Origin of the sequence: Levilactobacillus sp. (assembly GCF_022646225.1) — a bacterium.
In the GTDB taxonomy this organism is placed as follows: Bacteria; Bacillota; Bacilli; order Lactobacillales; family Lactobacillaceae; genus Levilactobacillus; species Levilactobacillus suantsaiihabitans.
Genome location: NZ_JALCJA010000005.1, coordinates 175676 through 189205 on the forward strand (window position 1 = coordinate 175676; position 13530 = coordinate 189205).

The 13530-nt window shown below is 53.1% G+C and carries 11 protein-coding genes; all 11 read left to right on the plus strand.

Annotated elements, in window-relative coordinates; genetic code table 11:
• The first annotated feature begins 21 nt into the window (after nucleotides 1-21).
• On the plus strand, nucleotides 22-1377 hold the full coding sequence (gene glmM / locus LKH74_RS09645; protein WP_135367414.1) for a phosphoglucosamine mutase: 1356 nt from the start codon (nucleotides 22-24) through the stop codon (nucleotides 1375-1377).
• A 976-nt stretch (nucleotides 1378-2353) separates the two neighbouring features.
• On the plus strand, nucleotides 2354-4171 hold the full coding sequence (glmS, locus tag LKH74_RS09650) for a glutamine--fructose-6-phosphate transaminase (isomerizing) (protein ID WP_287708348.1): 1818 nt from the start codon (nucleotides 2354-2356) through the stop codon (nucleotides 4169-4171).
• 386 nt (nucleotides 4172-4557) lie between these two features.
• Nucleotides 4558-4680 (plus strand): hypothetical protein, encoded by a 123-nt coding sequence (locus LKH74_RS09655; protein ID WP_125544371.1) that lies wholly within the window; start codon nucleotides 4558-4560, stop codon nucleotides 4678-4680.
• Nucleotides 4681-4828: 148 nt separating this feature from the next.
• Nucleotides 4829-5533, plus strand: coding sequence for a glucosamine-6-phosphate deaminase (locus LKH74_RS09660; protein ID WP_167850136.1), 705 nt, complete (start codon nucleotides 4829-4831; stop codon nucleotides 5531-5533).
• 102 nt (nucleotides 5534-5635) lie between these two features.
• A complete protein-coding gene (locus LKH74_RS09665; protein ID WP_287708347.1) occupies nucleotides 5636-7072 on the plus strand; it encodes a glycoside hydrolase family 73 protein in 1437 nt (478 codons plus the stop codon).
• A 190-nt stretch (nucleotides 7073-7262) separates the two neighbouring features.
• Nucleotides 7263-8348 carry an ABC transporter ATP-binding protein gene (locus tag LKH74_RS09670; RefSeq protein ID WP_287708346.1) on the plus strand — a complete coding sequence of 362 codons (1086 nt, stop codon included), beginning with the start codon at nucleotides 7263-7265 and terminating at the stop codon, nucleotides 8346-8348.
• A 299-nt stretch (nucleotides 8349-8647) separates the two neighbouring features.
• Nucleotides 8648-9379 (plus strand): class I SAM-dependent methyltransferase, encoded by a 732-nt coding sequence (locus LKH74_RS09675; RefSeq protein WP_135367409.1) that lies wholly within the window; start codon nucleotides 8648-8650, stop codon nucleotides 9377-9379.
• Nucleotides 9380-9723: 344 nt separating this feature from the next.
• Nucleotides 9724-10032 carry a hypothetical protein gene (locus LKH74_RS09680; RefSeq protein WP_135367408.1) on the plus strand — a complete coding sequence of 103 codons (309 nt, stop codon included), beginning with the start codon at nucleotides 9724-9726 and terminating at the stop codon, nucleotides 10030-10032.
• A 213-nt stretch (nucleotides 10033-10245) separates the two neighbouring features.
• A complete protein-coding gene (locus tag LKH74_RS09685; RefSeq protein ID WP_287708345.1) occupies nucleotides 10246-10983 on the plus strand; it encodes an NEAT domain-containing protein in 738 nt (245 codons plus the stop codon).
• Nucleotides 10984-11560: 577 nt separating this feature from the next.
• Nucleotides 11561-12745 carry an NEAT domain-containing protein gene (locus LKH74_RS09690; protein WP_287708344.1) on the plus strand — a complete coding sequence of 395 codons (1185 nt, stop codon included), beginning with the start codon at nucleotides 11561-11563 and terminating at the stop codon, nucleotides 12743-12745.
• Nucleotides 12729-13520, plus strand: a complete 792-nt coding sequence (locus tag LKH74_RS09695; RefSeq protein WP_287708343.1) for an NEAT domain-containing protein — start codon at nucleotides 12729-12731, stop codon at nucleotides 13518-13520. The genes LKH74_RS09690 and LKH74_RS09695 overlap by 17 nt, the downstream gene beginning before the upstream one ends.
• Nucleotides 13521-13530: the final 10 nt, after the last annotated feature.

Sequence of the window (13530 nt, forward strand, 5' to 3'; positions counted from 1 at the left end):
TGAGAAATGAGGAATTTTGACATGAAGTATTTTGGAACTGATGGTGTGCGGGGCGTTGCGAACCAAGATTTGTCACCCGAATTAGCGTTTAAAGTCGGCCGGTTTGGCGGCTACGTCTTGACCCAACACGCCGATAGCGATAACGCCCACCCCCAAGTCTTAGTGGCCCGCGATACCCGAATCTCCGGGCAATTGCTGGAAAACGCCTTGGTGGCTGGATTACTGTCCGTCGGTATCGAAGTCCTGCGCTTGGGCGTCATCACCACGCCAGCCGTGGCCTATTTAGTCCGGACGCAGGGTGCTGCCGCGGGGGTTATGATCACGGCCTCCCACAACCCCGTTGAATACAACGGCATCAAGTACTTTGGGAACGATGGCTACAAGTTATCCGACGAAATGGAAGAAGAGATCGAAGCCCTGTTGGATGCGCCGAGTGATGATTTACCACGGCCAACCACGGATGGCTTAGGCACCGTGGAGGATTACTCCGAAGGCAGCCAAAAGTACATTCAATTCCTGGAACAAACGATTGCGGACGACCTGGACGGCTTACATATCGCGGTCGACTCCGCTAACGGGGCCACCAGTGGGCTGGTTTCGCGGCTGTACGCGGATTTGAACCTGGACTTCGACACGATTGCCACGACGCCCAACGGTTTGAACATCAACGATCAAGTGGGCTCAACGCATCCGGAACAATTACAAAAGTTCGTGGTCGAAAAGGGTGCCCAAATCGGGCTGGCCTTTGACGGCGACGGCGACCGGTGCATTGCGGTCGATGAGGATGGCAACATCGTCGACGGTGACAAGATCATGTACATTTGCGGCAAGTACATGGCAGAACATGGGCGTCTGAAGAAGGACACCATCGTGACGACCGTCATGAGTAATCTGGGGATGTACAAGGCTATGGCGGCGCACGACTTGAAGTCCGTCAAGACCAAGGTCGGTGACCGGTACGTGGTTGAAGAAATGCGCAAGTCCGGCTACAACCTGGGCGGCGAACAATCCGGGCACATTGTGTTCTTGGACTTCAACACGACCGGGGACGGCCTGTTGACCAGTTTACAATTACTGCACATCTTGAAGGTCACGGGCAAGAAGCTGTCTGAATTGGCAGCCGACGTCAAGACCTACCCGCAAAAGTTGGTCAACGTGAAGGTGGCCGACAAGCAAGCGGCCTTGGAGAACCCTCAAGTCCAAGCCATGATTGCGACGGTTGAAAAAGAAATGAACGGCGACGGCCGGGTCTTGGTACGGCCTTCCGGGACTGAACCGCTGTTACGGGTGATGGCGGAAGCGCCAACCGAAGAAACGGTGGCCGGTTACGTGGATCGCATCGCGGATGTGGTCCGGGCCGAAGTCGGCGTGGAATAAAGCAAAACCAGCAGGATTGATGACTCAGCAATGTGAGCCGCCAATCCTGTTTTGCTGTCAGAGTGGGCCAATAGGCGGTTAACTGGCGAGCATTAACGGTACTGGGCGGATAATCCTGATTTTGGATTATTGGACAAGTAGCTTTTTTGCAAACCAGGCGCCTGCGTCAGGCTAGGGTGGGGCCTGCTCTGGGGAACACCTCCAGCCTGAGGGGCGGTCTTCCGGTTCGCTTGAAAGCCTGGCAAAAATCACCAGTCTCTCAAGTCGTCCCGCGCTGTAGGCTGAGAAAGGACCTCAGCCAACACCGCCGACCCAGCTGGGGCCATCCCTGGCTGCCTCCGGCAAGGTGGAGGTCATCAGTAACACTGTGTTAATGAAAGACTAGTTGTCAACGTAACTACTATCTGGGGTTAAGACGATTGTTACCAACACGCACTACCGTAGCTGAGAGTTCGCCAAATATGGGTTCAGCCGCTTTAAAAGAGTGTGACGACAGGCGGTTAACTGCCTAGCAGTGTTAAGCGGAACCAGTTGCCTGTTGGCGCACGTTTCGGCTATGAGGCCACTTTGAGACGCGACTTTCGGCTCAAAGCGAGGTGTCGAGACCGCCCTTTGGCGCGACCCGTCCGCCCCAGCGTGCCAACTCATCTTGGGCGTGACGGTAGGCGGCCAGTACCATCTACGTAGCATCGAACGACTAGTTTTAATAATCAAGAAAGTGGTGGGATGCCCGGTTTTCAGGCGCAAAAGCAGGGGGAATTCACCCCAATTTTTGTATTGAATAACTTGATAGACCGGTTTAAGATTTTTTGATTGACAACCTTGGATAAAGGCTGTAAAGTATAGTCATTCAGGGATTGTTTTCATAAGATTTCAGTCTATACCAATTTCTGAGAAAAGGGATTCATTTCGCTAATCAAACTATCCGACCCGGCCGGTTTACCGGAATTGGTGTCGAGCAAAGGAAGATATTACTATGTGTGGAATTGTTGGTGTTACGGGGAACGACAACGCCGTTAAGATTTTAGTTGACGGTTTACAAAAATTGGAATACCGGGGTTACGATTCAGCCGGTATCTACGTTAACGACCAAAAGGGACAGGACTACTTGGTGAAGACCAAGGGCCGGATTTCCCAATTGCGGGCGAAGATTACGCCTGACGTGCACGGTTCCACGGGGATTGGGCACACGCGTTGGGCCACTCACGGGGTTGTGAGCGTGGACAATGCGCACCCACATTTTTCAAACGACAACCGGTTCTACCTGGTCCACAACGGTGTGATCGACAACTTCCAAGAATTAAAGGCGCAATACCTGAGTGATGTGCCATTCAGAAGCCAAACGGATACGGAAGTCGTTGTGCAATTGATCGACAAGTTTGCCGTGGAAGACAATTTGGATGCAAAGCAAGCCTTCTTGAAGACGCTGAGCCTGTTGAAGGGGTCTTCTTACGCCTTCTTGATGATGGACCGCGAACAACCTGATACGTTATTCGTTGCCAAGAACAAGAGCCCGCTGTTGATTGGGGTCGGCGACGGCTTCAACGTGGTCTGCTCCGATGCTTTGGCCATGTTACGGCAAACGCACGACTTCTTGGAATTGATGGACGGCGAAGTGGTGACCATCACGCCAGACAAGGTCGCCATTCAAGACGCCAACGGGCAACCCGTTGAACGCAAGACCTTCCACGTTGACATGAATCCTGACGAAGCAGACAAGGGGACTTACCCATTCTACATGCTGAAGGAAGTCGACGAACAACCGAACGTGATGCGGAAATTGGCCCAAACTTACCTGTCAGAACACGGCGAACCCGAAATTGATGACAAGTTATTGAAGGCCATGCAAGCGGCTGACCGGCTCTACATCGTGGGTGCTGGGACCAGTTACCACGCCGGTTTGATTGGCAAGCGCCTGTTTGAAAATCTGGCCCACATCCCAACGGAAGTCCACGTGTCCTCCGAATTTGCCTACGAACAACCAATGTTGTCAGAAAAGCCATTCTTCATTTTCCTGACGCAATCCGGGGAAACGGCCGACAGTCGTGAAGTGCTGGTCAACGTCAACGACGCGGGTTACCCAAGTCTGACCATCACCAACGTGCAAAACTCCACGTTATCACGGGAAGCCACTTACACGCTGTTACTGCACGCCGGTCCAGAAATCGCCGTGGCCTCAACCAAGGCCTACACTGCGCAAATCGCGCTGGAAGCTATTTTAGCCAAGGCGTTGGGTGAAGTGACGGGACAAATCATTGCCCAAAACTTTAACGTTCGTCAACAATTAGGTTTGGTGGCAACGGGGATGCAAGCCATCGTCGACGAAAAGGACAAGCTGGAAAAGATTTCCAACGACTACTTGATGAAGACCAACCGGGCCTTTTACATCGGTCGTGGCATCGACCACGCCGTTTCCTTGGAAGCCGCTTTGAAGCTGAAGGAAATCTCTTACATCCAATGTGAAGGCTTTGCTTCCGGTGAATTGAAGCACGGGACGATTGCCTTGATCGAAAAGGGCACGCCAGTCATCGGCTTCATCACTCAGGCAAAGACGGCCGGTTTGACGCGCAGCAACTTGCAAGAAACGATGGCCCGGGGCGCCAAGACCTTGACCATCGTGCGTGAAGGCTTAGCTGTGGACGGCGACGATTTGATCTTGCCAGACGTTGACGAAATGTTGATGCCATTACTGAGCGTGGTACCAGCCCAATTGCTGGCTTACTACACCAGCTTGAATAAGGGCTTAGACGTTGACAAGCCGCGGAACCTGGCCAAGAGTGTCACGGTTGAATAAGCATTAACTTAAAAATAAAATTTGGTGGTCACCTCGTAGCCTAGTCTGCGGCGTGACCACCTTTTTTGGCTTGATGCTTGGTGGGGTGGCTGCCAGCTGTTACACGAAAGTGCGCTGAAACGTGGAGGACAGGACCGGTCGAGCCGAAGGGAAGTTGCAACCGGCGTCTTTGAGACGTGGTTTTCGGCTCAAAGCGAGGGCGAGACCGTTCTTTGGCTCGACCGGTCCGCCCACCGCGTTCCAACTCATATGGGACGAACGGCAAGGTGGCCAGCGCAACCAAAGCGCGACTTTGTTCGGTGCAGATCAAGTGTTTTCCTTGCCTAAACTTAAGTTTAGTTGTATAGTAGTTCCAAATCATTCAACGAGGAACGGAGGTGCAGACCATGAAATACACGAAACGAGTCGATAGTCACAAGAACCAAAAACAACGGGATGCGACCTTTGAAAAATTCCGTAAACAGCAAAATGAATTAAGTGCCAATCGCCGCGGTATTCGGCGGAAGTAGGACGGGAGCCAGTGGCGAACGCCCTTTTTGTTTACAGAAAATTTACCAAACTCCTGAGCAAAAAGCTTGAAAAACTGGTCTAGAGCATTTATAATTGGGCTATACCATTAAGAGAGGGAGACTGAATGATATGAAACAATTAACGAACATGAATGTACAAATTGTCAGTGACAAGCAGGCAGGCGGCAAAGCGGGGTTCCAAGTCTTTGAAGATGCCTTACAAAACGGGGCAAAGGTACTGGGCTTGGCCACTGGGAGCACGCCAGTCACGATTTATGAACAACTCGTGGCCAGTGATTTGGACTTCAGTCAGTTAACGTCGGTCAACCTGGACGAATACGTGGGGCTGAGTGCGGATCATCCCCAAAGTTACCACTACTTCATGCAACAACATTTATTCAATGCCAAGCCATTCGCACACTCCTACGTGCCGGATGGGGCCAACTTGGACGCCGCGGCCGCAACCAGCGCATACGACCAAATCATCGCGGCTAATCCCATTGATCTGCAATTACTAGGCCTGGGCAAGAACGGCCACATCGGCTTTAACGAACCTGGCACAGATCCCGAATCCACGACCCACAAGGTGACCTTGACCGAATCCACGATCGAAGCCAACGCGCGGTTCTTCGATAACGCCGACGAGGTTCCCCGTTACGCCTATTCCATGGGCATCGGGTCCATCTTGAAGGCTAAGCAGATCTTGATCGTGGCTTACGGGGAAGCCAAGGCGGCCGCCGTCGCAGCCATGATTCAAGGGCCCGTGACGCCAGACGTTCCGGCCAGCTATTTGCAGACTCATCCGAACGTGACCGTGATTTTGGATGACGCTGCTGCGAGTCAGTTAGATTAAGTCTTTGTGTCAACCGCGTTTTCTCTTAAATTTCCCTTTCTGCACCCCGCCAAGATATGGTATTCTTGACCTGGAAACGATTTTAAGGGGGAAACCGGTAAAATGAAACGAACAAAAAGATGGCTCCTGGCCACGCTGATTGTGGGCGTGGGTCTCGGTGGCCTCACCATTGGCAAGGGAACGGGTCATGCGGCGACTACCGATCCCCAATCTTTCATTTCAACGTTGAAGAGTCCCGTCACCTCAGTGGCGAACAAGTATAAACTGTATCCGTCCGTCATGATGGCGCAGGCGGCTTTGGAAAGTGCCTGGGGGACCAGCACGCTGACCACGACGGCCAATAATTATTTTGGCATCAAGGGCAGCTATAACGGCCAATCCGTGACGATGCAGACGGCCGAATACGACAGTAACGGTCAGCTGTATTACACGGATGCTAATTTCCGTAAATACCCCAGTGCCAAGGCGTCCATGACCGACAATGCGACGTTGCTGCGGGGCGGCACCAGCTACAACCCCACGCTGTACAGCGGCACTTGGCGGGAAAATGCGGCCACGTATAGCGATGCGGCTAACGCCCTGACCAATACCTATGCGACGGCGCCAACTTACGGATCCAGCCTGATTTCGATTATTAAGACGTACGGGTTGAACACCCTGTTGGATGGAAGCACAAGTAGCGCCTCGTCCAGTAGCAGTGCGTCATCCGAGTCCAAACCTGCGGCCAAGCCCGAACCGACCTACGCCACGGCGAAGTATTACGGTGGTGCCAGTGGGCAAACGGCGCGGTTGAACAGCAAGTACACCAGTTACCGGCTGTACAATCACGTGAAGGGGACTCGGGCCAACATCACCAAGACGGCTTGGAAGAAGGTGCCGGCGGGCCAAGGCGTGCAGGTCTACCTGGACATGCGGGGCGTGAAGACCACGACCGCCGGTAACAAAACCACGTGGTACCGTATTCGCTTCAGCAACAGCGCCTCGGCCAAGAAGTACTGGCTCTACGGCAAGGCATTGACTCTGCCAACGGTGAAGTACAGTAAGGGCACGGCGAAGGTCAAGGTTAACAGCGCCTTGAGTGGCTACTATTATAACCACGTCTACAATTCACCGTACCTAGCCAAGTCGATGGGCAAGTTAAAGGCACTGACCGCTAAATCCTACACGGCCGATAACCAGGCCATTCGGACGCAAGACGGCGTCAAGACCACGTGGTACCGCATCAAGGTGGGCGATAAGAAGTACTGGATCGCCGCCAATGAGGCCGCGGTCAGTCCGCAGTATGACTACGTGACTTACGCCAACGCCAGCGGCACCAAGAAGCTGAGTGCCAAATACAAGAAATACCACCTCTACAATCATGTGAAGAAGACCCATTTCAACCAGCAAACTTTTGACTGGCCGAGTGGCGTCAAGAAGGGCACCAAGGTCACCGTGAATTACAAGGGCGTGAAGACGACCTACGGCACGACCTGGTACCGGTTCAAGTTCAGCGGGGACAAGACCAATTACTGGGTCGATTCACGCGCATTAGCTTAAGTAAGTTCACCGAAAGTTCTAGCCGTTATGGCTGGGGCTTTTGTTTTTTAGGGCAGGGTCCTTAACAAATCTCTAAAGCTCACTAGAAAGTACCCACAAGGGAGAAATATTTGGTATAATACTACAGACTGAGCCTGGTACGTTGACGGGCGCGTAGGTAACGCAAAAACTGAGTTAGGAAGTTTAATTCATGGATAATTCTTATAAAATTAAGGTACAACACGTCACGAAGGAATATGATCTATACAAGAGTCAAGCCGAAAAACTCCGGTCATTCTTTTCGCTACGCAATTCGACCGTGCCTCATTTCTGGTCATTGATGGGAATTTCTTTGGAAGTGAAGCCTGGTGAAACGCTGGGCTTGATTGGGGTCAACGGGTCGGGTAAGTCCACGTTGTCCAACATCATTTCCGGGATCATTCCCCAAACGACGGGGACGGTCGACGTTCGCGGCGATACCTCGATCATTGCGATTGGGGCCGGGCTACGGGGCAACTTGACCGGATTGGAAAACATCCGCTTGAAAGCCTTGATGCAGGGGCTGACCAATCCCGAAATCGACGCGCTGATGGATGACATCGTGTCGTTCGCCGACATTGGTGATTTCTTATACCAACCCGTTAAGAGCTACTCCTCAGGGATGAAGTCACGGCTGGGATTCTCTATTGCCGTGCACGTTAACCCGGACATCCTCATCATTGATGAAGCCCTGTCCGTTGGGGATGACACCTTCTACCAAAAGTGTGTGGACAAGATTTCCGAATTCAAGGATGAGGGCAAGACCATCGTCTTCGTCAGTCACTCCTTGAAGCAAGTAGAAATTCTCTGTGACCGGGTCGCTTGGATCCACTACGGAACGCTAAAGGAAATCGGCGCCACCAAGGACGTAGTCAAGCACTACCGCGAATTCACCAAGTGGTTCAAGGGTCAGACCAAGAAGGAAAAGAAGCACTTCCAACGGCAAATGAAGGCCAACCAGAAGGCATTTGACATCGACGCCTACCAAAAGCAGGTCACCGAGGAACGTCAAGCGGCGGCCCCGACGGATCGCAACGTGGCCGCCGAGGTCAAAAAAGACTTCTACGGTTCCGTCATCAGTGAAAAGATGAGCTGGGGCAACCGGCTGTTGACCAGCGTCGTGGCCGTGGTCTTTGTTGTGGCGTGCCTGGTCAATATTTCTGGTCACTCGTTGGGTGAGGTCCTCGAGCACCCAAGTAATATCGTGCACCCAGAAACGGTGCTGCACGACCAAAATAAGACGACTAACGTTAAATAAATTAGAACATGATAAGAAAATAGATAGATTTTTATCATTTATCGTGGTATCTTTAAGTTACCATTTATTTACCCCTTTATTTAATTTCCCAATGAATTGAATAAAGGTTTATCTCTCATTTGGTGAAGACTAAATGGCGGGGCTGGAGCAATCCAGCCTCTTTTTTTGATTGCCAGGATGGCTGGGAGTTGCTATACTGGGGCCAATCCATAAGTTAGGGGTGGTCCCATGATTGCGCATAAGCGGGTATTGGGCCATGTGATTTGTTGCGCTTAGCCAATTCACATGGAGGAAAGAACATGACAGCCATTTATGACAATGAAAAATTTTTTAAACGTTACCAACAGATGCCACGGAGTCAAGCGGGCCTGGCTGGTGCCGGGGAGTGGGCGACCTTAGCGCCCTTGTTGCCCGACTTCACGGATCAGGTCGTCTTGGACCTCGGCTGCGGTTACGGGTGGCACGCGCGTTATGCGGCGGCACACGGCGCACGGTCGGTCTTAGGCGTAGATATTTCGGCGAAAATGTTGGCCGTGGCCCGGCAGAAAACGACTAATCCGGTCATTACCTATCAGCAGGGCGATTTGACGCAGTTACAGTTACCGGCCCAACACTTTGATACGGTGTTTAGCTCGCTGGCCCTGCACTACGTTCCCCGGTTTGCTCCGGTGGTGGACCAGGTGGCGCGGTATTTGAAGCCGCATGGCCAGTTCATCTTTTCGGTGGAGCACCCGGTCTTCACGGCGGCGGGCAGTGAACAGTGGCACCGCGATGCTCAGGGGCAGATTCAAGACTTTCCGGTCGACCGCTACTTTGAAGAGGGTGCGCGGACCACGACCTTCTTGGACACACCGATTCGCAAATACCATCGGACGTTGACGACCTACCTGGAAACACTGTTACAACGCGGCTTTCAGCTTGAGCACGTGGTCGAACCCCAGCCGCCCGAAGCCATGTTGGACCAACCGGGGATGCGCGATGAACTGCGGCGACCGATGATGCTGATTGTGGTGGCCCGTTATCGTGGTTAAATGAACAAGATGAAATGAGAGGGAGTTGGCCTGGTGCTGGCGCCCTCTTTACGTGATTGGTTGGTAAGGTCATTTATGAATGCCACCGTCCCGGCAATCACGGACCCCAAATCATCAAGCCCCATGGCCATATCACAAAAAAATAGTGAAAATTACCAACTATTTTCTGAAAAGCATTGACAGCGCTTACAAAAACCGGTATATTATATCTCGTAAGGTATTAATAATTACCTTCTAATCAATTCTCTTTCTCTCTTATGCCGACCACTGCCATTCCCTGGTAGTGGTTTTGTTTTGCCCAAAATCACGGTATAATAGACCTACTGTGTGGAGGTGAAATTGAGATGAAAAGTCATGAAACATTTACGCTGATTGAAGAAATCACGCGCCTCGACGGGACCAAGTACATGGAGATCAGTGACATGGTCCAAAACGGTCGGGCGGAACTCGCGGTCGAACGGAAGCTGATCAAGCAAGTCCGCATCCTCCAATTAAATATTGCCCACACGCCCCACGTTCAGGCGTATGAGGACTACGTCAATGAAAATTACACGATGCCAGACGAAGACTTCACAACGTTTCAGGAGTGGAAACGCACGCCGGAGATGGAAAAAGAAGTTGCCGCCATTTTACATGAAAACCATATTGGGTAACGGGACATTGCTGGTTCCAACCAAAGGGGCTTACAAACGCGTCAACCGGGACGAGGTCTTAGGTTGTCGCGTTTTTTATGATCAGTCATCTATCTGTATATAAACCAATTGTTAGTTTGGTTGGCTACAAAATTGTGGTACTCAACTAATAATCGTGCTACTATGAAAACGGATTCATTAAACCACATATTTCTAGTTTTGGAGGGACATTTGATGAAAAGATCTTTAACTGTGATGAGTGCGTTGTTAATGCTGACTAGTGCGGGGGCTGGCATTTCCTTGAACCAGGTCGCCTCACCAACATCCACGGCGCAAGCGGCGGCCTTGAACGCGGCTAAACTGGCTAATGGTAAGTACAGCATCAAGTTCAACGTCTACAAGACGGGGACCACGACGGCTTCCGAAGCGGCCCAATACCTGAGCAACAAGGCCAGCGTAAGCGTCAAGAATAAGAAGGCTACGGTCACTATTACCGGGACCGCTGCAGGCAACAAGTTCATTCAAGCATTGACGTTGGGCGGCAAGGATGCCAAAGTCAAGAAGGTCGCAAGCGGCAATACATACACCTTCAGCAACGTTAACTTGAAGAAGGACCAAGTCATCGGCTTTAGTTTGGCCGTCCCAATGAACGGGCAAACCGTTAAGATGCAAGAATCAGCGACGTTGAAATTTAACACCAGCAGCCTGAAGGCCACCAGCAAGGCCAAGGCTAAGAAGGTGGCGCTGAGCACCAAGAAGATCAAGGCCAAGGCTAAGAAATTAAGCGGGACCACGACTAAGGGTGCTAAGGTCACGGTCAAGCACAATAAGAAGACCTTAGGCAAGGTCACGACCAAGAAGAAGGCTTACACGGTCAAGCTGAAGAAGGCCGTTAAGAAGAGCTGGAAGCTGAAAGTCACTGCCACTAAGGCGGGCTACAAGACCGTGACGAAGACTGTTACTGTTAAGTAAGTGAACACGTAAAGTCACTACCGGTTGCGGTGGTGATTTTTTGGTTATGCGAGCAAGAGTGGGCCAACAGGCGGTTAACGGGCGAGCATTAACGGTGCTAGGCGGCTAATCCCGATTCTGGATTAGGGGCCTAGCGCTGTTAAGCGGAAGCCGTTGCCTGCTGGTGCACGTTTCGACAATGGTGTGGGCTGTCCGCCTTACCGTTCGCCAAATATGGGCTGGAACGCTGGGGCGGACGGACCGAGCCAAAGGGCGGTCTCGGCACCTCGTTTTGAGCCGAAAGTCGCGTCTCAAAGACGCCAGTTCCCTAAGCGACATGAACCACGTCGCTAAGGGAACTCCCACGGCTGAGCCCATATTTGGCGAACTCTCGGCTGCGGTGATGCATGTCAGCGACGATTGTCGACGCCAGTCTTGTTGGAGCCAGTGGCATCGGTGTGGATCCGGTTTTGGCAGGCCAGTCGCCAGTATCTTGGGTTGAAGGTGGTTCTCACAGCAGACTGCGCGACTGGACCACTGGTATAGGCGACAATTTTGTACAACATAACCAATCTAAAAAAGAAATGGGGGAGCACTCATGAAACACATACAGCAATTATTCCGGCTGGTGGGCTGGTTCGTGGTGGGTCTGGCACTCTTTGCCTGGGGCCAACCGCTGAGCGGCCACGCGGCCACCTTAGCGAACGGCAGCTACCAAGTGCCGCTGAAGATTCTAAAAGCCGATAGTCAGGCAACCTCTACTGCCAGTCAATTCTTTGGCAAGTCGGCGGTCGTGCGGGTGAACGACGACCAGTACACGGTGCTGATCACCTCGACCGGCGCGCAGTACATCAAGTCCATGACCGTGGCCGGGCAAACGGTGACCAAGGTCAAGACGACCAAGTCTGCGGCCATTTATCAGTTTAATCTGACCGAGCAGAAGAGTCCGTTGACGACCACGTTTAGCCTGACCACGCCGCTGGGGGCCATGAAGGAAACGGCGCGTTTGACGCTGGGGTGGGCTCAGGCCAAGTCGTTGAGCAGTAGTTTGGCGACCAGCGACCTGATTGCCCAGGCGGTGAAATTGATCCCGGCCACCAGCAGTAGCGCCAGCATCAAGGTGCCTAAGACGACTGGGACCACGACCAGCACGCAGACGTCCAAGGCCGCTAAGACCACGACCAAGCCCGAATACTGGCGCTACCAGGTCTTGCAGGGCAGTAAGATGGCTAAGTCCGAGGCCGACCAGTACTACACCAAAGTCGCCACGGTCACGCCCCAAAGCACGGGGTATCGCGTCCTGTTAAAGGTGGCCTACGCCAAGTCGTTAAAGTTGGGCAGTAAGGCCGTCGTGCCCGAAACCATCGACGGGCAACAGCCCCAAGACGTGACGTACGGCCAGCAGGGCAAGAATTACACCATGCAGTACGCCTTTACGGTCAAACGGACCGGTCAACTGACGCAGAAATTGATTCCCGGCCGCATCCACGTGACGGTGCCGGCCATGAACATCAGTCAGACCTTCCCCGTGCGTTTCCGCTTTGCTTCCAGTGGTGCCGCGGATCAGGCGGCTGCGGCGAATGTGAGTGCGTTGCCGAAGACCACGACGGCCGCGGCCACGCCAACCAGTAGTAGCAGTGCGGCCGCCAGCAGTCACGCCCAACCGACGCGCAAGGCCGAATTGCCGGCGACCGGTGAGCAACGCAGCCTGGTCCCACTGCTCGGCGTGGTGGGCCTCGCTAGTTTAGCAATTGGAGGTCGATTCTATGTCAAAAAGCATTAACCACCTGATTTTAGGCCTGGCCTTGGGCGTGCTGGGGGTCTTGTTGCCCGTGGTGGCCCAGGCACAGTCGCTGGATTATGCGGCGCTGAAGTACGGGACCAGTCAGACCTCGATGGCTAGCGGGTACTTCGTCCATCCGGCCCAGGTGACCGTGAAAAATCACGCCTACGTAGTGACCATGGACATCAAGACCGCCAAGAAGCTGACGAGTTGGCCAGTCACGGTCTTAGCCGTGGATGGGCACGCGCCCGAAAATGTCCGCAAGACCAAGGACGGCGCGGGTAATTCCCACCTGTATTATTCATTTACCACGACGAATCTTAAACGCAAGGTCAATGCCAAATTGGCCATCGACGTGCCCGACGTCTACAAGGCCAAGCACTTGATTACGTTCAAATTCAAGACGGCGCATTTGCCAGCCTTGACGACCGCCAAGACGGCGACAACCGCGGCCAAAACGACAACCAGCAAGCCGGCCGCGCGCCACAGTCAGTCCTCCGCGACGCCCAAGGCCGCTTCAAGCAGTCAGACACCGGCCGCGTCGTCACCCAGCAAAGCGGCCACACATCACCGGCGCCAAGCCAGTCGTGCGGCCAGCTCGACCAGTCGTACCAGTCAGTCGACGCCAACCAGCAGCAGTCGCAGTCAATCAACTACGACGGTAGCGGATCAGGTGCCGCAACAAAAGACCCACTGGGGTGGCCTGATTGGTGGAACCGTGGCCATCATCGTTCTGGTTGGTGGCGGCTTCTGGTGGTACTTTGGCCGGCATTAGGAGGAATCGC

Bases quoted from the DNA above. Each gene is read 5' to 3' on its own strand.
- glmM (WP_135367414.1), top strand. From the start codon at position 22: ATGAAGTATTTTGGAACTGATGGTGTGCGGGGCGTTGCGAACCAAGAT.
- glmS (WP_287708348.1), top strand. From the start codon at position 2,354: ATGTGTGGAATTGTTGGTGTTACGGGGAACGACAACGCCGTTAAGATT.
- LKH74_RS09655 (WP_125544371.1), top strand. From the start codon at position 4,558: ATGAAATACACGAAACGAGTCGATAGTCACAAGAACCAAAAACAACGG.
- LKH74_RS09660 (WP_167850136.1), top strand. From the start codon at position 4,829: ATGAATGTACAAATTGTCAGTGACAAGCAGGCAGGCGGCAAAGCGGGG.
- LKH74_RS09665 (WP_287708347.1), top strand. From the start codon at position 5,636: ATGAAACGAACAAAAAGATGGCTCCTGGCCACGCTGATTGTGGGCGTG.
- LKH74_RS09670 (WP_287708346.1), top strand. From the start codon at position 7,263: ATGGATAATTCTTATAAAATTAAGGTACAACACGTCACGAAGGAATAT.
- LKH74_RS09675 (WP_135367409.1), top strand. From the start codon at position 8,648: ATGACAGCCATTTATGACAATGAAAAATTTTTTAAACGTTACCAACAG.
- LKH74_RS09680 (WP_135367408.1), top strand. From the start codon at position 9,724: ATGAAAAGTCATGAAACATTTACGCTGATTGAAGAAATCACGCGCCTC.
- LKH74_RS09685 (WP_287708345.1), top strand. From the start codon at position 10,246: ATGAAAAGATCTTTAACTGTGATGAGTGCGTTGTTAATGCTGACTAGT.
- LKH74_RS09690 (WP_287708344.1), top strand. From the start codon at position 11,561: ATGAAACACATACAGCAATTATTCCGGCTGGTGGGCTGGTTCGTGGTG.
- LKH74_RS09695 (WP_287708343.1), top strand. From the start codon at position 12,729: ATGTCAAAAAGCATTAACCACCTGATTTTAGGCCTGGCCTTGGGCGTG.